The sequence below is a fragment of the Gemmatimonadaceae bacterium genome, from assembly GCA_030647905.1.
In the GTDB taxonomy this organism is placed as follows: domain Bacteria; phylum Gemmatimonadota; class Gemmatimonadetes; order Gemmatimonadales; family Gemmatimonadaceae; genus UBA4720.
Map to the genome: position 1 here is coordinate 42,172 of JAUSJA010000030.1, position 19,861 is coordinate 62,032.

The following is a 19,861-nucleotide window of genomic DNA, read 5'->3' on the forward strand; positions in this document are numbered from 1 at the left end:
CGCCGTGAGCTCTGCTCCTGAATTCGGCGTCGTCATCCTGAACTGGAACAACGCCGAAGACACGCTGGCGTGCCTTTCGTCGCTGCGAAGCGCCGATCCACTTCCCCGATATGCCGTCGTGGTGGACAACGGGTCGGTGGACTCTTCGCTCGCTGACATTCGGCGCTGGGGACGGGAGCAGAATGTCACCGGAGAAGATGGAGCCAGACCCTGGCTCACCGTGATCGCCGCCGGCGACAATTGCGGCTTCGCTGGCGGCACGAATCTCGGCATCCGTTATCTCGAGAGCAGAAGCGAGGTGACCCACATTCTGCTGCTCAACAATGACGCTACCATCACGCCGCGCTTTTTCACCGACATCGCGAATGCGATCGGCCGCTGTCCGAACGCGGGGCTGATCGGGCCAACAATTCTCGAGTCGGGCGACGGCGGGGACGTGTGGTACGCCGGAGGTGTCGAGCATCCGCTGCGGGCCTTGTACACTCACTCGTACGAAGTCCCGGGATCGGACGAGCCGGTCCCCACGGATTTCGTCACCGGTTGCGCGATGGTCATCTCCCGCGCGTTGCTCGAGCGCATCGGGCCACTCGCGGAATGCTACTTCCCCGCCTACTGGGAGGACGGCGAGTATTCGTTCCGCGCCCGCCACGCCGGCTTTCCCGTCGTGTACGCTCCCGCGGCGCGAGTGTATCACAAGGTCGGAGCGACCGTTCGCGCGGCCGGACTGGACCTCGTGCTGGCGCGCGCCAAGAATCGCCTTCGCGTGTTCTACGTTCGCCGGAATTATCGCGGATGGACCAAGGTCATGGCGTGCGGCTATCTGGCCGTGACGAAGCCCGGCCGCGCCGCAATAGAGGCGATCAAGGGCCGTCCTCGGCTCGGATTGGCGATTCTCCAGGGAACATTCACCGGGTTCATCAGCCGCGAGGCGAACCGGTAGATTCAGCCGCCAATGAGCAGGCTATTCCCGCGAGTGCAGGCAGAAGCGTTCCGCCGGCGCCGGAATCTCTGGATCGCATACGGATCCGAGGCGGCAGCCCCACTGCTGCGCGGCATCGCGTCGGTCGCCTCGCGCGGATCCACGTCGGCACCGGCCGAATGGCGTCGCGGCCTGATCATCGGTCACAATCACATCGGCGACGTACTCTACCGCACTGCGTCGCTCGAACAACTGGCGACCGCGCTGCCGGACTGTCGCTGGTCATATCTGACGTCCGAAGGATCCGCCGGGCTGCTGCGCGACAATCCATACGTCGCCGAAGTGCTGCCCTGGATGCAACGCGAGAACAGCTGGTCCCTGTCGAAGGACAAATTCGCCGCGATGCGCTCGCGCAAATTCGACGTTGCGCTCTGCAGCAACACTCTTCGCCACCTCCCCGATCTTGGACTGGCCGTCGCACTCGGAATTCCGAATCGTGTCGCGTTCGCGAACAAGGGACTCACCGGACTCATCACCCACCAGGTGAGTCCCGGGTTTCCTCAGCCGTACCCCGCCTACTTTCGCGCCATGGTCGCGAGTGTCACGGGATCCCATCCCGACTGGGAACTACGGCCGCGGCTGTTCCTTTCCGACGCCGACAGGGCGCAGGCGGCGGCAGCGTGGAATCGCCTTGGGCTCTCGGCCGATGGTCCCGTTCTCGCATGCGTCCTTGCAACGCGTCAGAGCTCGGGCAACTGGCCGGCCGATATTCTTCTGACAATTGCCGAGCGCGCCAGACGCAAGCTCGACTTCGAGGTCGTCATCTGCGGCGCGGCCAGCGATCGGCATCGCCTTGAAGCACTCGCGAAGACCGCCGGCTTCCCGGCACGGGTTCTCGCGGGAGAGACGAGCATCACGGGCCTCGCCGCGTTCTTCGAACGGTGCAGCGCGCTGCTCACGCTCGACTCGGGCCCGCGCCACATCGGTAACGCGGTTCACATCCCCGTCGTCTTCGCGCGCAATCTCTGTCACTCGCGAATCGAGGCGGGAGCCTACTGCGATACCGAGACCGACCTCGCGCCCGACGTCGAGTATCTCTCCGACGATGAAGTCGAGACGGCGACACGCCAACTCGACGTGGACCGGATGGCCGACGTCGTCGTCAATCGGCTCAGAGCTTCAGGTAGCCGAGCGTAGTCCCGGCGATCCAGCGGAGTCCGGCGAACGAGGGGTGAATGCGCCGCAGGTCGTTCAACGCGCGCGTCACTCCGTCCCAACGCGAGTAATCGTGCCAGAGAATCGTGCCGCGCCCTCCGCGCAGCATCTCAAGCGCGCGAAGCGAGTCGTTGATCACGTACTCGTAGGTGTGCGATGCATCCACGAACACGAAATCAATTCCGCCACGGAAAGGGGAGAAATCGAACGTGCCCGAGTCGCCGTAATGCTGCGTGATCCGGGCTGCCATGTCACTGTCGGCGAACCGCATGCCCGACGCGCTCTTGTCGGCGTATCTCACTTCGTGAGCGTGGATCGGTCCGACGGATGTGCCCAGACCTTCGCGCGGCAGGTCCAGCGTGTGAACGTTCGCGCCAGGCGGTGAGTTGGCGGCGAGATTGAAAGTCGTCCGCCCGTCGAATGTGCCGAACTCGAACACATCGCGTGGCGCCGCTTCCCTCGCCAGCCGGCAGATCGTGATGAGCTCGCGCTCGCTGACGTTTCCATCTACCGCATCAATCTCGCGTACGTCGAGCAGCCCTTGCGACGGCGCAATCCCGGAAGCTCCAATAGATGGCAGCTCAGTCGGCTCACGGGATGCGTAGTCGTAGCCGAAGTGCCGGCAGAGCTCCACTATTGCGGCGCGATTGCTCCACTTCCACCATCCCGCGCCGAAGAGCCAGGCCGCGCTGGCCGCGCCGAACAGATACGGCCGGACGAATCCCAGCGCCCGCATGCCCCGCCCGCGCCGCGGCGGGGCGGTTGCGCCATCAAGTGTCAGCATGCGTGGGCAGCTGCGCCCTGGCGGAGATTGCGGACGCAGGCGACAGCAGGTGCCACACGGAGCTGTCCAGCAGGCGCCCGGCCGCAAGGAACAGCAACGTCGCGTCTATCGCCACCCGTATGGTCCATGCGGCCGCCGCGCCGGGTACTCCATACATCGTGATAAGCCACCATGCGAGGGGAACGTGCATCACCAGCTCTGCAGCGTGGAACTTGGCGTTGATGTCGGGCCTGCCGAGCGCGACGATGAAGCTCGACGGAACGTGCGACAGCGAATTCAGGAACACGCCGAGCGCCAGAATTCGCACCGCAAGGCCACCCTGCTGCGCGAATGTCTCGCCGAGCCAGAAGTGGAGCAGAGTCGGACCAAACAGCATCAGCACGAGCGCCGGCGCGGCCAGAATCAGCGACATGTTGCGCACGGCCTTGGAGAAGATGCGCTTCAGACCGACGCGATCGCCCATCGCCTGCATCCCGCTGATTGACGGAAAGAGCGCGTTCACCAGGCTGCCGGGAACGATCAGCATGCGAATCACGCCATCGAACGGCGCGGTGTAGTATCCGACGGCCGACAATCCGACGAATGCGCCAAGCATGAACCGATCGAGATAGATGAGCAGCGGGCTCACCACATTCGACACCGACATCCATCCGCCGAATGCAAGCAGGGGTCGCAGCATGGACCAGTCGTCGGGCAGCCGCCATCGCATCGACGGAATTGCGCGCTGCACGGCGAAGATCATCATCGTGCAGAAGACAATTCGCGAGACGAACAGCGCCCCGACGATCACCGGCAGCGCGTAGCCATGCGACGAAGCGATCGCCGGAATGAGGAACGACACCAGGCTGCTCGGCACCCTGATGGCATTGCTCAGATCGAAGCGGTGTGCCGCCTCGAGCACGCCGCGGAGGCTCACCAGCAGGAGGGTTGCCGGGATGAGCGCGCCAAGGATCCGAAATACGGAGACCGCTTCCGCCTGCATCGAGGCGGGAATGACGAACACGTTGTGCGCGAGGAACGGGGCAGCGAGAGCGAAGAGGATTCCGCCGAGCACCCCGAAAGCGGCCTGGCTGACCACCGACCCGACGACGAGGTGCGACACCTCGCTGTCGCCCGTCGCGAGTCGCTCGGCGACATGCTTCGTCGTCGCGCGGCCAAGCCCGAGATCGAACAGCCCGGAGTACTCGAGCAGCGCCAGCGTCAGTCCAAGAAGACCGAATCTCGTCGCGCCAAGATTCCGCGTGATGATCGGCATCACCGCGACGCCAACGAGCAGCGGGAAGCTCAGCCCGCCGAAATTCAGAAGCGTATTGCGGGCGATGGACTGCCGGCCGCCGAACGATGGCAAGGTCAAGCGCCCGTCTCCGCGCGGGCGCGCATGCCTGCTCTCATTGTCCGCAGACGGGAATCAGCCGCGGTGAGCACGTCCTCGACCGCCACGTCCGAAGTGCTGCCCCACACGGCCCCCTGCCCAACGACCGTGTGATTGACTCCGCGCGGACCGTACGCCGACGGATTCCCCGTCCTGAATACCGCCACCACGGGAACGCCAAGCGCAGCGGCAATGTGCATCGGCCCACTGTCGTTGCAGAGCAGTAGATCGCAATGCGTGAGCAGGGCCATCATCTCTCTTATGGATGTGCGAAGGAACAACGCGCTCCCTTCGAGCTGCAGGTCGCTGCCGCAACCGTCGGGGTCCACGAAGACGAGCAGCCTGGCGCCGTGAGCGCCGGCCAGCGCATGTCCAACTACCGCAAAGTTATCAGCCGACCACCGCTTCGCGTCATGACTTCCGCCGGGATGGATCCCCACGAGGGGCTCGCCCGGCTCGATCCCGTGCGCGGCCAGAAGTCTACCCGCTTCCTCGCGCTCCTCACTCGCGACCGTGAGCCGCGGCTCGGGTATGTGAGGCGACACGTGCATTCCCTTATCAACGAGTGCCTCGAGAAGCGCCATCCAGTCGTCCACCTTGTGGCGATCGGCAGGCGGAGCCGGGAGAGCGTCAGTGAGGAGAAATCCGCCGCCGCCGAAGTCGTATCCAACGCGCCGTAGCGCTCTCGCGGCGCGGGTCAGGAGATTGCTCCGCAGATCCATCCGGCAGTCGAGGGAGATGTCGAAATGCCCGGCGCGGAGTCGCTTCACGAGGGATGAAATCGCGGCGCGGTCGTATCGTGCCAGATCGTATTTCCCCGACATCGCCGTCCACGGAAACTCGAACGTGATGATCTCGTCCACCAGACCGCTGCCGCGAAGCAGCTCTTCGGCGTGCGGCTTGGCGAGAAGAGTGACGTGCGCGCCGGGATACATTTCGCGCAGCCGCTGGAGCGCCGGCGTAGCGAGGACGACGTCGCCCATGTGCCACAACTCGAGCACGAGGATTTTCTCAGGGCGCCTGCCCGTGCGAGGCGAATCCCGGAGCAGGACCGACGCGATCGGGCGCGCAATGGTGTCGAACGCGCCCAGCATCAGCCGCTTCCGCGTGGTTACCGGCCACGTGCGCGCCATCGCTAGAACGCGCTCATCGGCTGGCGACTTCGCGAAAGAGCTCGTCGTACTGGTTCGCGATCTTCTCCCACGTGTAGTTGGCTCGGATGCGCTCGGGCCCCATGCGCCGCAGCGCTTCGACACGCGCAGGATCCGATTCGATATCGCGAATCATGCCCGCCAGAACCTCGGCGTCCCGCGGAAAGAAAATCCCGCCATCGGCAAGCGCTTCCCGGTTGAAAACCGTGTCGAGAGCGAGGATGCAGTTACCGTATCCCATCGCCTTGAGTAGCGACGGATTGGTGCCGCCCACCGAGTGTCCGTGCAGGTAGGCGAAGCAGTTGCAGTGGAGCTCGCGGATCACGGCCTGGTCATCTATGTGGCCCGCCAGAATCACCCGGTCGCCGGCGAGAGTGCGCAGCTTGCGGTGAAACGGGCTGTCGTAGTTCGCCCCCCCGGCGATCAGCAGCTTTTTCGGCGATCCGGATGCGAGAAACGCCTCCGCGATAAAGTCGGCGTGGTTCTCGGGAATAAGGCGGCTGGCGATGAGGTAGTAATCGTCCGGCTCAACGCCGAACTGCCGGACGACTTCCGGATTCACTGACGATTCCACGTACGCCCCGTAGGCGATCATCGTCGTCTCTTTCGAGAACCTCTCGCGGTAGAATTCGCGCATCGCGTCGGCGTCGGTCACAAGCTCGTTGCAGAAGCGAACGGCCGAGTGCGCTGCGGACAGAAAATACCACCTCGCGACGGGGCCCCATTTGGCGCGGGTCCAGTCGAGGCCGTTCACGTTCATCACGACCTTGCGCCCGAAGAGGCGGCAAAGCGCGGCGTGATGCCCCATGCCGACGTTCACGAAGAAATAGATCTGGTAGCGTCCCGTAGCCAGTGCGTGGGCCGTGGCGAAGAATGTCGCGATCAGCCCCGAGAAATTCTTGCCTCCCGGCGACGGAACGTAGACTAGGCGCACTCCCTTGTATTCGGGCACTCGCATGTCGGGCGGAAACGAGCCGCGCCGGCAGTACATCACGACGTCGTGCCCCATCGCCGCGAGGCGCGGGGCGATCTCGCCGAACCCGGTCTCAAATCCGGTAAAGTGAAGCTTCGGCATCGTCATGCCGTAGAGCCCGAGCATTCCGATGCGGAGCGGACGCCGGGTTCGCGTTGTTCCGCTCATGCGATCATCACCGCCGCTTGCGATATCTCCGTCGCGATCCTCAGATGAGGCGAGAGGTCCACGTCTTCGGCACGAGCGGAGATTCGATCTCGATGGGCAGGTGATAGTCGAACGGTTTGGTGCCGTGCGCGGAGATCCATTCGATGATGCTCTGAAGCCCGTCGCGAAGACTCACCGTCGTGCTGTAGCCGAGGAGCGCGCGCGCCTTGTCGGCCGAGCATGTGGCATAGCGCACTTCGCGCGGCCGGTCGGGCACCATGATCGGATCCAGCCTGAAATCGAGCAGCTCGGCGATCGTCCCGGCGAGCTCCATGATGGACACGTATTCCTCGTCGGGGCCGATGTTGATCACTTCGCCGGACATCCCCGGAAGAGTCCCCATCTTGATGAGCGGGTTGACGCAGTCCTGGACGAAAGAGAAGCACCGCTTCTGGCCTCCGTCGCCGTAGATGACGGGCTGCTTTCCCTGAAGCATCCGGTTGATCATGATGCTGGCGACATTGCGATAGGGATCGTCGTACTTCTGCCTGGGTCCGATGATGTTGTGCGGAACCGCGATGACGTATTCCATCCCGTGCGTTTCGCCGACGTTCCTGACGAGCAGCTCGCTGGCGTACTTGGCGATGCCATACGGGTCAACCGGCTGCAGCGGCTGATCCTCGACGAACGGAACCGGCCCGTTGCCGTAGCGCGCCATGCTCGAGCAATGGACGAAGCGCTTCACCTCGTTGGTCGCGGCCGCAGCGAGGATTCCGGCCGTATTGACATAGACGTGCTGGCCGATGAGCGCCGGGGAAAAAACGCTCAATCCCTCGGTGGCGATAGCCGCGCAATGGAAGATGACGTCCACGTTCTTCGTCAGCCGCTTCATCGCCGCAACGTCGGCGCAGTCCGCCTGCTCGAACTCTGTCCCCTCAGGGACATTCTGCAGATCTCCGCCGATCATGTTGTCGCAGCCGACGACCTGGTGATTGCTCGCGATGAACGCATCGGCGAGATGACTTCCCAGGAAACCCGCGGCCCCGCTCACAAAAACTTTCAAGACTGCCTCCACGCGACTTGTTCGGCCGCGCAAATGCGGCCGCCCGTGCCCAATAAAGTGACTGCCCGCGCCAGGCGCAGGCAGATTTCAAATTTCGCCATTCGGGAACCAGAAGCCGCGGATCAGTATGCGCCAGTGCGGCGGACGACGGCGGGAAGAGTGCGGAACATGATGCTGACGTCGAGCCAGGGCGTCCATTGCTCGATATACTGCCGGTCGAGGTAAACCACGTCCTCGAAGTCCACGACCGAGCTGCGTCCGCTGACCTGCCATAGGCCGGTAATTCCCGGCTTGGCGTCGAGTCGCCGGAAATGGTGGTCCTGGTAGGTCGCGAAATCCGCCTCGAAGAATGGCCGCGGGCCGACCAGCGACATGTTGCCGCGGAGAACGTTCCAGAACTGCGGCAGCTCATCCAGGCTCCATCGCCTGAGCAACGCCCCGAGCCGTGTCACGCGCGGATCCTCGGGGATCTTGAACAGCCGCGAGTCGCCGGAGTGATTGAGGTGCGAAAGCGAGTACTTCTCGGCGTCAGCTCCGACGCGCATCGTGCGGAACTTGAGCATGCGGAATCGGCGACCGCCGAGTCCGGCGCGATCCTGCGCAAAGAACACCGGGCCGGGCGAATCCAGCTTGACGGCTATCGCGATGAGAGCCAGAACGGGCGTGAGCAGGACGAGCCCGACCGCCGCACCCACAAGGTCCACCACACGCTTGGTGATCACGGCGGACGCCTTGAGCACCGGGGCGCCAAGCTCGAAGAACGGCTGGTCCTGATGCCAGACGAGCGCGGGACGCACGCCGGCGATCTTCACCGCCCTCGCCGGATAGAGGAGCTGGCAGCCCGTGGCGAGGCTCGCCTCGCGAACGTTCATGATCTGCTGGTCGGTGAGATGCTGGCAGACCACGACCGCCTCGACGCGATGCGCCTCAATTATCTCGGGCAGATCGCGGATCGCACCGAGCACACCATCAAAAGTCATGCGGCCAACAGGAACATACCCGGCAAGCGAATAGTCCCCCCCGGCGCCGATGACGGCGTGCTCGAGATGCAGGCTGTCCGCTCTTCGATCCGTGATGAGGACAGCGGGTGCGGCACCGCGTGCGCCCGGCCATATGCGGCTCAGGAATCTTTCCGTGAACAGCCGCTCACCGAGCAGCACGACCCACGTGAGCGTGGCGGTCACCATGTAGATGACGAGTGCGCCAATCAGATCGCCTGACGCCAGCATTCCCCACAGAACCACGGCCGACGCGAGGGACGATGCGGCGAGAAGCCGAAGGCGCCCGTTGAGCCGGCGATGCCTGCTGTAATTGCCCGTGATCACGAGGCTCGTTATGACCGCGAGCCCGAAATTCACTCCCGCGCCATAGCCGGCGTCGAGAGCCCGGGCGAACTGCGAGGCCATTCCCTCACCGAGCAGCCCGCTCGACGCAACAAGGGACGAGAAAAGCTCACATACGAGAATCGCCGCGACGTCGCCGAGCAGGAGAACGCCGAGTCGGGTGGCTATACGCGCGGTGTGACGCTTGACGGAAACGGGGCGCCGCTCACGCAGCCGCGTCCGCACATTGAGCGGAGACGCGCCGTACGCGGATGGGAACGAGTCCCCCGGCGCTGGCGTGAGCCGGAGGTGATGGTGATCCGCGAGCGACGACCGTTTTGCCATCAGGCAGGTATTGACAGAGAAAAAGCCCCCGGGGCGAACCGTCGCCGCCCCCGGTCCCGCGAGCACAAGTTGCTGGCCAGCATCAATTTAGGGCCCGAAGTCACCACGCGCGACCCGAAGTGAACGTCCCGACCGTGACACTGATCGTCCGGTTGCGGATGTCCAACGTCGAATTGCCCTTCGGACATCCCGACTGCTCCTGGAAAAAAGCATTCAGCCGGTTCCCGAAGGAGACGTCGGCAGAAATATATCCGAAGCGGCTTGCGGCGGACGCGCGTGCCCCGGGAAAGACGCTGACGTCATGGATACAGTAACCCTGGTACTGCGCGAACCCATAGGTGCTGTGGATATCCTCGTTCCACCGGATACGGCCAGCAAAGATTCCGAAGCTCCACGAAGGCTCGATGAAATCGGCGGCCAACCACTGACCGGAGGCGCCCGGGCCGATTCCGGCCGCGATGGGCTGACCCATTTGCGTGTATCCCTGAATCACCCGCCGGCTCGTGTAGAAGCTCCCCTGGGGTCGGTCCCTGAACGTCGCGCTCTGCTCCACCGACGTTGCCTCCGCCTGGAGGCGGAACCGGCCGTGTGTGGTCATCGCCGGACGTGCGTACTGAAGACCAAGCGTGAACCCCTGGGTGTGATTCGGCGCAACGAGAAGGTCGCGGAACGAAACCGGGAATTCGAGGCGGGCCCACTCCGTGTAGGCCTCGAAACCGTCGTTGGGAAACACCCATCGCGCGAACAACGAATAGATCTGGTCGCGTCCCCCCGGCGCAAGCGCGGAATCAGCAAGAGCGCGATTGTTGGGTCGCCCCGTCGCCGCGAAAGCGTCGAGGAGCCGGCCGGCGATTCTGTCCCATCCCTTCGACGTGGCGTAAACCGCTCGCGAGCCCCCCATCACGAGGTTCTTCTCGAAGTTCGGGCGGAACGTGAACGCGAATGCGCTGAGGGAGCGCAGGTTATTGGTGGACGTGGTGTCGAAGTACCGCGACTCGGTAAGACCGCCCACGAGCAGTCGGGCTTCGATCTCGCCGTACCGGTTTCGCCACGGCCGCCCGGTTCTTACGAACAGATGCGGGAATCCGGCGGCGTTGTTGCTCAGGACCAGCGCGTTGCGAATGCCGGGCCCCCACCACTGATTCTCGTTCGACACTCCGGTAGCGAATCCACGGTACTCGATCATTGCCGTGGATTGTCCGGCGTCGAGGCGCCGTATCGGCTTGTTCCCGAAGCGTGTCGGCAGGTCTATCGAGTACGGTCCCAGCGCATACCACGGGAACACGTAGCCACCGCCGCGTCGCTCCCTGGGAACCGGCGGCGCGTAGAAGCGCAGCGTATCGCGAAGCAGGAAGTAGTCGTTGTCCTCGCGCACCAGTTCCGGCGCGAGAATCAGCCGCAACGGTCCGGCAGCGAGCTGCACTCCGCCCAGAATTCGCGAGCTTGTTCCCACTCCCGCCCAGACCGGGCCGTCGTTGATCGAGAACGGCAGCGCGGTGTTGTTCACGGCGTAGAATTCCGGCGCTATCACGGCAGCGCTCCACCAGCGCGAGCTCGGTGGCCTCGGTGTGATGGAGGACGCGGAGCGGATGAGATATCCGCTCACGTCCGGGCGGCCGTGGAGCTGATCGAGCCGGATGCGATCCGCGGTCTGTCCGCCGACGAGTGTGAGCGGCGTGACCCATTGCGTGACGACGCTCGACACCGAGTCCGTCGCGCGCTGCGCGACGGCGACGCCGGGCGAGGCGATCAATGCGAGGCAGAACGAAGGAAAAACTGCGGCGGTTGCGCGCCCGGCGCTCACGAGCGCCCGCGCATGCCATGTCTTAGATTGTGGGACGCGTGCGGGCAACTATTTCCAGGCCGTGGTTGGACGGGACAGCACTCTCATAACAGGGACTGAAACTTACCATTTTGACGTAGTGCATGAATAGGACAGAACCACCACTGTTCCGCACACTCGTCGCGGCCGCGGCGGCGGCGACTTTTGTTGCGTGGTCGCCGGCTCGCGCGCAGGAAGCGGCAACCGGCGGAAGCATCAGGTGGGAGCTTTTCGCCGCGTCTCCCGGCGAGAGCTACCTCCGATATCTGCAGACGACCGGAAAGGTGCCGCTATATCCGTGGTCGTCGCGCGCCTTCTCGCAGCGCGAGCTTCGCCGGCTCGTTCCGCGCGACAGCGCGCATCCGTGGCATGCCAGGCTTCGCGACGACAGCCGTGAATTCGCCGGCATCCGATATGGGCTGATCCAACCGACGACGACACTTCGCTTCAACAGCGCGTTCGCGTATGGATCGAACGACGGGCCGGTGTGGCAGGGCCGCGGCCTCACGTCGGCGGTTCAGCTCGGCTTTCACGCAGCGTGGGGTCCGGTGGCGCTCACGGTCGCGCCGCTCGCCTTTCGCGCGGGGAACAGTGACTTCGACATTCTGCCGATGGGCAGGACAGGAAACGCCGCGTTCGGAAACCCGCAGTTCGGCGGGATAGACAGGCCGCAACGCTTCGGTGCCTCGGCGTATTCGCAGGTGGATCCCGGGCAGAGCACTCTGCGGGTGGATCTGCCGATCGTTTCGTTCGGCGCGTCCACGGCCAACGAGGAATGGGGGCCCGGCCAGGAGCTGCCGGTAATCCTCGGAACCAATGCCGCCGGATTTCCGCATATCTTCGCCGGATCGAGCGAGCCCATAGACATCCTCATCGGCAAGCTTCACGGCAAGGTGATCTGGGGCGAGCTGCTCCAATCGGAGTATTCGCCGGTGACGGGCGCCGTGCGCTACATCAGTCGCGCCGAGCCGGGCAAAAGGCGGTTCGCGACAGGATTCGTCGTGTCAGTTCAGCCGCGGGGACTTCCCGGCCTCGAGATCGGCGGCGCGCGATTCTTTCATTCCATCTGGCCGCGATCGGGAATCCCCGGCAGCTACTATACGAAGTTCCTGCAGGGCTTTCTCAAGAAGAACATCGCCCCCGACCGCATCAGGGATCCGCGCTTCCCGGGCGGCGTGGACGATAGCGGCATCTCCGACAACCAGCTCGTGGCCGCGTTCGCGCGGTGGGCATTTCCGCACAGCGGCTTCGAGGTTCACGCCGAATACGGCCGGGACGATCACAGCATTGATCTGCGCGATCTGATCCAGGAGCCCGATCATTCGCGCGTGTACAGTCTGGGAGCGAGGAAAGTGTTCACGACGCGCGCCGACGTCCTGACGGCTGGCAGAGTGGAGATCATGAATTTTCAGCTGCCGCAGCTCACGCGTTACCGCGGTGAAGGTGAGATCTACGTGCACGGCCTCATCCGGCAGGGACACACGTTCAAGGGTCAACTGCTCGGGGCCGACGCCGGCGTCGGCGCTGGCGCGGGCTCGGTGATGGCGGTGGATCATTTCACGCCGATCGGGCGTTGGACCGCGAGCTGGACGCGCATCGTTCAGCAGGAGAACGGCAACTACCTGCTGCTCGGAGTCCGCTCGCCGCGCTCGATTGACGTCAGCCACGCACTCGGCTTCGAGATGTCGCGGTTCATGGGCGGCTTCGACCTCACCGGCGGCCTGATATTCGTGCGCGAATTCAATCGCGACTTCCGAAGAGACGCGTCGAACCTCAACGCGCTGCTCGGCGTGCGCTACATCGTTCGCTGATGCGCGTGCAGCTCGCGTGGACAGCGCTCACCGAGCTGCTGGTGACCATCTCCGGAATCCTGCTGCTCAAGCTTGCGATTTCGCTGCTCGGGCCCGCCGGATTCGGGGAGTACGCGCTCAGCCGGAGAGCGATCGGGCTTCTGTACCTGCCGCTCGTCATGGGATTGGGCGTCGCAGCGCCACGCTACATCGCCATCGCGCGCGCGGGTGCGATGCGCGAATACTCCGAGAGCTCGTTCGCCACCGCGACTCTCACTGTCGGACTCCTCCCCGCCCTGCTTGTGGTGCTGCTTCTGAACCTCGCGCCCGGCTGGGGCGCCATGGTGCTGTTCGGGACCGACTCATTGTCGCGGCTGGTTCCCCCCGCTACAATCGCGCTCGCGGGAATCGCATTGCACAGCGTGGTGTACGCGGTGTATCGCGGCCGGTCGGAGATGCATTTCGCAAACGCCATGCAGCTCGTCAATCTCGGCGTCGTTCCCGTCTCCGTCTTCGCGCTGTCAGCGCACAATGCGCCCGCGGTGCTCACCGCGACGGGCACGGCGTGGCTCGTCGCGAGCGGCGTCGCTCTCGTTCACGTGCTGTATCGCGAGCGAAACGACTGGCGGGGCGTCGCCAGCATGAAGGAGCATCTGCGGGTGCTGCTCAGGTTCGGGCTGCCGAGGGTTCCCGGCGAGTTCGCGCTCGTCGGATTGTTCGCCATTCCGGCGCTCATCGCGGTGCGGCAGCATGGGATCGTCGTGGCGGGACAGTTCTCCGCGGCGATGTCGCTTCTCACGATGGCATCGGGAGCGTTCGCACCCGTCGGGCTGGTGATACTGCCGCGGGCGAGCGCGCAGGCCGCCGTCGGCGACATGGCAGGTCTCCGCCGCCTCGTGTTGAAGATTCTCGGAGGCGGTATATTGCTGGCCACTGCGGGGGTGGTGCTGGGAGAGATCCTGATTCCTCCCTTCATTCACTGGTACTTCGGGCCGGCGTTCGCTCCCGCCATTCCGATCTTTCGCGCTTGTCTCACAGGCGCGATTCCGTATGTCATCTACATCCTGATGCGCAGCATTCTCGACGCACTCGACGTCAAGGCGGTCAACAGCAGAAACCTGATCATCACGCTCGTCGTGCTGATCGCGCTCTGCCTGCCCAACTCCGGGATCATGTGGATGTCGTGGAGCCTCGTCGGATCGCTCGTGCTGCTGGGCGCACTGACGCTGAGGGACACCTACGCGCGACTCCGTGCGCGTACTCCCGCCGCGCCGTCTCCAATTTCCGCCTGATCACTCCGAATGAATAGAAAGGGAATCATTCTCGCCGGCGGCTCGGGCTCGCGCCTGTGGCCGTCAACGCGCGTCGTGTGCAAGCAGCTCGTGCCGGTGTACGACAAGCCGATGATCTACTATCCACTCACGACGCTGATGCTGGCGGGCATCCGTGAGATCCTGGTCATCAGCACGCCGGCGGACACGCCGCGATTCCGCGAGCTGCTTGGAGACGGGTCGCAGCTCGGGATTCAGCTCTCCTACGCCGTGCAGGAGCGTCCGGAAGGGCTTGCCCAGGCATTCATCATCGGCGCGGACTTTCTTGGCGACAGCCCTGCGGCGCTCGTGCTCGGAGACAATCTGTTCTTCGGACACGGTCTGTCCGAACAACTGCAACGTGTTGCGGCTACAACAGATGGGGCCACTATCTTCGCGTATCACGTGAAGGACCCGGAGCGGTACGGCGTGGTGGATTTCGACGAGAGCGGCCGCGCCAGAAGCATCGAGGAAAAGCCGGCGGCGCCGAAATCTCCGTATGCCGTCGTCGGCCTCTATTTCTACGACAATGACGTCGTGCAGATCGCGCGCTCACTTGCGCCGTCGCCGCGCGGAGAGCTCGAGATCACCGACGTCAACAGGCACTATCTCACCCGCGGCGACCTGCGAGTCGAGACCCTCGGCCGCGGGATGGCGTGGCTCGACACAGGAACACACGAGGCGTTGCTCGCGGCGTCGAATTTCGTGGCGGTGGTGGAAGCGCGTCAGGGTCTCAAGATCGGATCGCCCGAAGAGACTGCGTTCCGCATGGGATACATAGACGCCGCGGCGCTGGGCGACCTGGCGCGGCGGATGGGCTCGAGCAGTTACGGCGAATACCTGCTGTCGCTTCTCGATCCGGCGAACCCCGGGCGATGATCGCGAGGCCCACTCCGCTGCCTGGCGTTCTCGTGATCGAGCCCAGGGTATTCCGTGACGACAGGGGATTCTTCACCGAAACCTTCAGCACGCGCGCGCTGGATGGAACAGGAATCTCCGCGACTTTCGTTCAGGACAACCACAGCCGCTCGACGCGTGGCGTCCTGCGGGGACTGCACTATCAGCTCGACACGCCTCAGGGGAAGCTGGTGCACGTCGCGCGTGGGCGGATCTTCGACGTCGCAGTGGACATCCGCGTCGGCTCGCCGACGTTCGGCAAATGGTTCGGACACGAGCTGAACGACGAGAACCTGTTTTCGCTCTGGGTTCCACCGGGGTTCGCCCACGGCTTCTGTGTGATGTCGGATGTCGCGGACGTGATCTACAAGTGCACCGCGCTGTTCGATGCGGCCGACGATCGCGGCGTCGCGTGGGACGATGCGCGCATCGCGATAGACTGGCCCGAGTCGAACCCGATCATCTCTCCGAAAGACGCGCGCTTCGCCGGGCTGTCGGACGATCGCACCGATCTTCCGCGCTATTCCTGATGCGCGTGATGATCACCGGCGCCAGCGGTATGACCGGATCCGAGCTCGCCCGGCAGGCCGTAGCCAATGGATGGGAAAGTTCGGCGTTCACGCACCGTGAGCTCGACATCGGAGACGATGCCGCCGTCTCCGAGGCCGTGGCGGCGGCGCAGCCGGACGTCATCATCAACGCGGCTGCGTTCACGGGAGTGGACGCCGCGGAGTCGGCCCGTGCCGAAGCGATGCGGGTGAACCGCGACGGGCCGGCGAATCTCGCGCGGTCGGCAAGGAAATCCGGCGCGACGATGATTCACATCTCGACCGACTACGTGTTCGACGGTACCTCTTCCCGCCCCTGCCTCCCTTCGGATCCGGTGCATCCCACCGGCGTGTACGGGGAGTCGAAGCTGGCCGGTGAGATCGCCGTGCGCGACGCATGCGAGCGCCACGCCATCGTGCGCACGTCCTGGGTGTACAGCCACGACGGTCGGAACTTCGTTCGCACGATGCTGCAGGCAGGCGCGGAGAAGCGGGAGTTACGAGTGGTGAACGACCAGCACGGATCGCCGACCGCGGCGGCGGATCTCGCGTCGGCGCTTCTGCGTGCGGCCGAGCGGGTGCACGCTTTCCCGGCGCTTGGCGGCACGTATCACTTCAGCAACGCAGGAATCACGACATGGTATGAATTCGCGAAGGCCATCTTCGAGCTGCGGGGCGGCGACGCGCCGCGCATCGTTCCGATCGCCACTTCCGATTACCCCACCGCCGCGCGCAGGCCGGCCTATTCCGCGCTCGATACCACCTCATTCCGCGAAACCTTCGACGTGACTCCCCGGCACTGGAGAGATGCACTGATTGAGACGCTGGAGAAGCTGAATTGAGCGATATCACGCACGCGCCGCGTTCTGTTCTCGTCACAGGTGGCGCCGGGTTCATCGGCGCGAATTTCGTCGAGCACATCCTTGAGAACGATTCGCAGATTCGAGTGACAACGCTCGACTCGCTGACGTACGCCGGCTCACTGGACAATCTGCGGAACGCGATCTCCGATCCGCGACACGCGTTCATCGAAGGGGACATCACCGACGCGGCGCTCGTCAACCGGCTCATCGCCGACAACTCGATAGATACGATCGTGCATTTCGCGGCCGAGTCGCACGTTGACCGCTCGATAACCGGCCCGGCCGCGTTCATCAGCACCAACATCGTCGGTACGTTTACGCTTCTCGAGGCCGCGCGGGCAGCGTGGCTGGCCGACTCGGCGCGAAAGGACGTGCGCTTTCACCACGTATCCACAGACGAGGTATTTGGCAGTCTCGCGGAGTCCGATTCACCCTTCAGCGAGACGACGCCGTATTCGCCGAACTCTCCCTATTCCGCGACCAAAGCCGGCTCCGATCATCTCGTGCGGGCGTATCATCACACGTACGGGCTGCCGGTGACGATCACCAATTGCTCGAACAACTACGGCCCGTACCAGCACGCCGAGAAGTTCATCCCCACCGTGATCCGCTCGGCGCTGGCGGAGAAGCCGATTCCGATCTATGGCGCGGGACTCAACATCCGCGACTGGCTGTACGTGAAGGACCACTGCGCTGCGATTGATGCGGTGGTCAGGCGTGGCCGCGAGGGAGAGACGTATCTCATCGGCGGCAGGAGCGAGCGGCGCAACAAGGACATTGCCCGCGAGATCTGCGGCATCCTCGACGAGCGATCTCCAAGGGCGCACGGAAGCTACGCGGAGCTGCTGACGTCGGTGACCGACCGGTTGGGCCACGATTTCAGATACGCCATCAACAGCGCGCTGATCGAATCCGAGCTGGGCTGGTTGCCAGGCGAGACGTTCGACAGCGGAATCCGCAAGACAGTGGACTGGTACGTGGCGAACCCGTCGCACCTGGAGCGGCACGGGTAGGATGGCATCGTCCCAGGCGCTTGCGCTTTCGATCGTTCTCATCGCGTGGGCAGCGTGCATGCGTGCGCTCTGCGGCACGTGGCTGCAGCCGGGAGCGTTCTTCGCGCTGTGGTGGTGCTTCGCGGGAATCCTGCCGCTCGTGTTCGCCCCCAACGAGGCAGTCGGCCCCAACGCGATGCTCTGGCTGATCGCCGCGAGCATCGCCGTCAGCGCGGGCGGCGTGGCCGGCAATGGCGGCTTCAGGACTCGAAGAATCGCATCGCCTGCACCCGCTACCGATCGCGAGCTTCGAATCTTCGGAATCGTCCTCGTTATCTCGGTGGTGCTGGGGATCGGGTCGAACGTCGCATTCATCGCGGCGTCTTCCATTCCGCTGTCCGACGTGCTCGACATCGAGAAGCTCGTCGTCGTCTCCAACTCGCTTTACGTGCAGCGGGCGGCCGATGCGGGAGCTCCTCCACCGCCCATGCTCGCCCAGGCGTTGCTGCCGTTTGTGTATCTCGCGCCGGCAGTCGGCGGAATCCTGTTCGAGCTGCGACGGGAAAAGGGATGGAAGCTTCTCGCGCTGTCGTCCTACCTGCCGGCGATCGCCGTGACAGTGCTCCAGACTACGAAGGCGGCCGTGCTTTTCGCCATCGTCCTCTGGCTTTCGGGCTATTTCGCGACGCGACTTCGTTTCGGCAAGCTCGCCGTATTCACGAAGGGGCACCTGCTGTTCGCGACCCTGGTCGGCGGAGTTCTCACGACCTTCTTCTTCGCCGTGGGTCTGGCGCGAATGGCGTCAACGGACGTCTCGCTCCTTAACGTCGTGATGCTCAAGCTGCTCACGTCGGCGTTCGGGCATATGACTGTTTTTTCGCAATGGCTCGCGGAGTATTGGTCGCAGCCGTTCGCTCCTTCGCTTGGCAAGGTCACTTTCGCGGGACCGCTCGAGATGCTCGGATTCGGCCAGCGGATACCGGGACTCTTCGATTCCATTGTGGATCTCGTCGCCGGAGAGTCGAGCAACATTTACACCGCCTTCAGGCCGCTCATTCAGGATTTCACGATCCCCGGCGCGCTTGCCACTCTTACGCTGCTCGGATTCGTCGGCGGGATCGGCTTCAGGAGCGTCGCGGCCGGGCGCTGGAGCGCCGTACCCCTGCTTCTCGTGGCATATGTGACGATCTTCTGGACGCCGATCACGTGGTTCTGGATCTACAACAGCTTGACGGCGACAGTCGTTGCTGTTGGATTGATTGTGATTTTCATACGATTGTTGCGGGGCACGCGGGCCGTGCCGATCACCAGGGAGAGAATTGTCAGCACAACTTAAGGAGCCGTACCTGGAGGAAGGGATGGACGCGCTCAACCTTTTGACGCCCCTGCTGGAAAAGCGGCGCCAGATCGTCGTGGGCGCAATTCTGATCAGCCTCGCGGTCGGCGGCATCGCCGCACTGATGCCGCGGAAATACAAGGCGGAGCTGTCGCTGGTGCCGGTAGTGAACAACAAGTCCTCCACCGCGCTGGGAGGAATCGCGGCGCTGGCCGGCGCGACCCTGAACACCGGGTATCAGCTCACACCCGCCCGCATGGTCGAGCTGCTCAAGTCGCGCACGGTCCTGGCCGGTGTCGGTGACTCGCGAGTGAATCCGAACGCAAGCGAGACCGTCATAGACCGCTTCCTCGGCGAGAAATACACGCGCAATGACGAGGAGGAAATCGAGAAGCACCTCGAGCGCGTGCTGACGGTGATAACGAACAAGGAGACGGGCACCATCACTGTCTCGGTGGCGTACAAGGACAGCGCTCTCGCCCGGATCATCGCGTCCCGCGTCGTGGACAGCGCGAGTCAGATCTTCGTCCGCACGTCGAAGGCCCAGGCCCAGCAGCTGCGGATCGCGCAGGAAGGCCGGGTCGAGGCGGCGCTCACTCAGCTCGCGCGCGCCGAGCAGCGGCTCCGCGATTTCAACTTCTCCAACCGGGCCGTACCCAACTTCTCCACGGCGAGCATGGAGCGCGAGCGACTGATCCGCGACAGGAGTCTCGCCGAGCAGGTTTATGCGCAAGCGGCGACGGACAGGGAGTCTGCCTACGCGCGGGAGCTGGAGGCCACTCCGACTGTAGTCGTGCAGGATCCCCTGCCCGCGCTTCTGCCGAAGGTGAGAAAGCGGATCATCATGAAGACCGCAGTCGCAATCGTCGGCAGCTTCATCCTGATCTCGTTCGTGGTGCTGATCGCTGACGTTACCACGCGACGGCTCGCGCGGCCCGATTCGGCATCCGACCGTTTCCGCCGCGCCGTCTCTACGCTACCACGTCTGAAGCGCCGATCGCCGACGGCGTAA

General features: G+C 64.2%; 17 protein-coding genes. 10 read left to right on the forward strand and 7 right to left on the reverse strand.

Translation table 11 applies throughout. The features are described 5' to 3' along the window. The first annotated feature begins 4 nt into the window (after positions 1 to 4). Both Q7S20_10605 and Q7S20_10610 read left to right on the forward strand, forming a co-directional pair. On the forward strand, positions 5 to 940 hold the full coding sequence (locus tag Q7S20_10605; GenBank protein MDO8502281.1) for a glycosyltransferase family 2 protein: 936 nt from the start codon (positions 5 to 7) through the stop codon (positions 938 to 940). 12 nt (positions 941 to 952) lie between these two features. Continuing rightward, complete coding sequence (locus tag Q7S20_10610; GenBank protein MDO8502282.1) at positions 953 to 2,116, forward strand: glycosyltransferase family 9 protein; 1,164 nt, start codon at positions 953 to 955, stop codon at positions 2,114 to 2,116. On the opposite strand, the gene Q7S20_10615 is transcribed toward Q7S20_10610, so the two are convergent. The 7 genes from Q7S20_10615 to Q7S20_10645 all read right to left on the reverse strand — a co-directional run bounded on the left by Q7S20_10615 (position 2,091) and on the right by Q7S20_10645 (position 11,143). Beyond that, positions 2,091 to 2,918: a class I SAM-dependent methyltransferase gene (locus Q7S20_10615; GenBank protein MDO8502283.1), complete on the reverse strand. Its 828-nt coding sequence runs from the start codon at positions 2,916 to 2,918 to the stop codon at positions 2,091 to 2,093. The genes Q7S20_10610 and Q7S20_10615 overlap by 26 nt on opposite strands. Next, the gene (locus Q7S20_10620; GenBank protein MDO8502284.1) at positions 2,905 to 4,272 is read right to left on the reverse strand and encodes a flippase; all 1,368 of its coding nucleotides are present in this window, start codon (positions 4,270 to 4,272) and stop codon (positions 2,905 to 2,907) included. The genes Q7S20_10615 and Q7S20_10620 overlap by 14 nt, the downstream gene beginning before the upstream one ends. Beyond that, positions 4,269 to 5,423, reverse strand: coding sequence for a glycosyltransferase family 9 protein (locus Q7S20_10625; GenBank protein MDO8502285.1), 1,155 nt, complete (start codon positions 5,421 to 5,423; stop codon positions 4,269 to 4,271). Before Q7S20_10625 ends, Q7S20_10620 begins: the two co-directional genes overlap by 4 nt. 13 nt (positions 5,424 to 5,436) lie before the next feature. Further along, on the reverse strand, positions 5,437 to 6,582 hold the full coding sequence (locus tag Q7S20_10630; GenBank protein ID MDO8502286.1) for a glycosyltransferase: 1,146 nt from the start codon (positions 6,580 to 6,582) through the stop codon (positions 5,437 to 5,439). Positions 6,583 to 6,622: 40 nt separating this feature from the next. After that, on the reverse strand, positions 6,623 to 7,624 hold the full coding sequence (locus Q7S20_10635; GenBank protein ID MDO8502287.1) for an NAD-dependent epimerase/dehydratase family protein: 1,002 nt from the start codon (positions 7,622 to 7,624) through the stop codon (positions 6,623 to 6,625). 122 nt (positions 7,625 to 7,746) lie between these two features. Next, entirely contained in the window at positions 7,747 to 9,291 is a 1,545-nt protein-coding gene (locus Q7S20_10640; GenBank protein ID MDO8502288.1) for an exopolysaccharide biosynthesis polyprenyl glycosylphosphotransferase, read from the reverse strand. A gap of 100 nt (positions 9,292 to 9,391) precedes the next feature. Next, complete coding sequence (locus Q7S20_10645) at positions 9,392 to 11,143, reverse strand: capsule assembly Wzi family protein (protein MDO8502289.1); 1,752 nt, start codon at positions 11,141 to 11,143, stop codon at positions 9,392 to 9,394. Positions 11,144 to 11,217: 74 nt separating this feature from the next. Here Q7S20_10645 and Q7S20_10650 point away from each other — a divergent pair, with 74 nt between their 5' ends. The 8 genes from Q7S20_10650 to Q7S20_10685 are packed head-to-tail and all read left to right on the forward strand — an operon-like array spanning position 11,218 to position 19,861. Next, positions 11,218 to 12,924, forward strand: coding sequence for a hypothetical protein (locus Q7S20_10650; protein ID MDO8502290.1), 1,707 nt, complete (start codon positions 11,218 to 11,220; stop codon positions 12,922 to 12,924). Further along, positions 12,924 to 14,195 carry a lipopolysaccharide biosynthesis protein gene (locus Q7S20_10655; protein MDO8502291.1) on the forward strand — a complete coding sequence of 424 codons (1,272 nt, stop codon included), beginning with the start codon at positions 12,924 to 12,926 and terminating at the stop codon, positions 14,193 to 14,195. Before Q7S20_10650 ends, Q7S20_10655 begins: the two co-directional genes overlap by 1 nt. A 9-nt stretch (positions 14,196 to 14,204) precedes the next feature. Beyond that, positions 14,205 to 15,092 (forward strand): glucose-1-phosphate thymidylyltransferase RfbA, encoded by an 888-nt coding sequence (gene rfbA / locus Q7S20_10660; protein ID MDO8502292.1) that lies wholly within the window; start codon positions 14,205 to 14,207, stop codon positions 15,090 to 15,092. Continuing rightward, entirely contained in the window at positions 15,089 to 15,640 is a 552-nt protein-coding gene (gene rfbC, locus Q7S20_10665) for a dTDP-4-dehydrorhamnose 3,5-epimerase (protein ID MDO8502293.1), read from the forward strand. The genes rfbA and rfbC overlap by 4 nt, the downstream gene beginning before the upstream one ends. An 8-nt stretch (positions 15,641 to 15,648) precedes the next feature. Further along, entirely contained in the window at positions 15,649 to 16,500 is an 852-nt protein-coding gene (gene rfbD, locus Q7S20_10670) for a dTDP-4-dehydrorhamnose reductase (GenBank protein MDO8502294.1), read from the forward strand. After that, the gene (gene rfbB / locus Q7S20_10675) at positions 16,497 to 17,534 is read left to right on the forward strand and encodes a dTDP-glucose 4,6-dehydratase (GenBank protein MDO8502295.1); all 1,038 of its coding nucleotides are present in this window, start codon (positions 16,497 to 16,499) and stop codon (positions 17,532 to 17,534) included. The genes rfbD and rfbB overlap by 4 nt, the downstream gene beginning before the upstream one ends. A 1-nt stretch (position 17,535) precedes the next feature. Further along, positions 17,536 to 18,849 carry an O-antigen polymerase gene (locus tag Q7S20_10680; protein ID MDO8502296.1) on the forward strand — a complete coding sequence of 438 codons (1,314 nt, stop codon included), beginning with the start codon at positions 17,536 to 17,538 and terminating at the stop codon, positions 18,847 to 18,849. Further along, positions 18,833 to 19,861, forward strand: coding sequence for a hypothetical protein (locus tag Q7S20_10685; protein ID MDO8502297.1), 1,029 nt, complete (start codon positions 18,833 to 18,835; stop codon positions 19,859 to 19,861). The genes Q7S20_10680 and Q7S20_10685 overlap by 17 nt, the downstream gene beginning before the upstream one ends.